The following is a 428-nucleotide window of genomic DNA, read 5'->3' on the forward strand; positions in this document are numbered from 1 at the left end:
AAGCCATGGAAGCTGGGAGTGCCTGAAGTCCGTCACCGAGAGGAGCGGCCTAGGGTAAAATCGGTAACTAGGGCTAAGTCGTAACAAGGTAGCCGTACCGGAAGGTGCGGCTGGAACACCTCCTTTCTAGAGAAAGACAATTAAGAAGTATTATAACTATAATAATAAATAGTTTATTCTCGCAGCTGTTAATTTAAGAATATAAAATAGTAGAGTCTCATAGCTCAGCTGGTTAGAGCGCTACACTGATAATGTAGAGGTCGGCAGTTCGAGTCTGCCTGAGACTACTAAAAAAAAAGAGGAAATTCTAGAACTGAGAATTCTAAATTCACATTAAGGATTCTAAACGAAGAATTACAATGGGGGATTAGCTCAGCTGGCTAGAGCGCCTGCCTTGCACGCAGGAGGTCATCGGTTCGACTCCGATA

The 428-nt window shown here is 43.7% G+C and carries 2 tRNA genes and 1 rRNA gene; all 3 read left to right on the forward strand.

Going from position 1 to position 428, the window contains the following annotated elements:
- Nucleotides 1-126: ribosomal RNA gene (locus A8C32_RS05160) — 16S ribosomal RNA — on the forward strand; the annotation flags it as partial.
- Between the two features lie 87 nt (nt 127-213).
- Nucleotides 214-287: transfer RNA gene (locus tag A8C32_RS05165), tRNA-Ile, on the forward strand.
- 82 nt (nt 288-369) lie between these two features.
- A tRNA-Ala gene (locus A8C32_RS05170) sits at nt 370-428 on the forward strand.

Source organism: Flavivirga aquatica (assembly GCF_001747085.1).
GTDB classification, from domain to species: Bacteria; Bacteroidota; Bacteroidia; order Flavobacteriales; family Flavobacteriaceae; genus Algibacter_C; species Algibacter_C aquatica.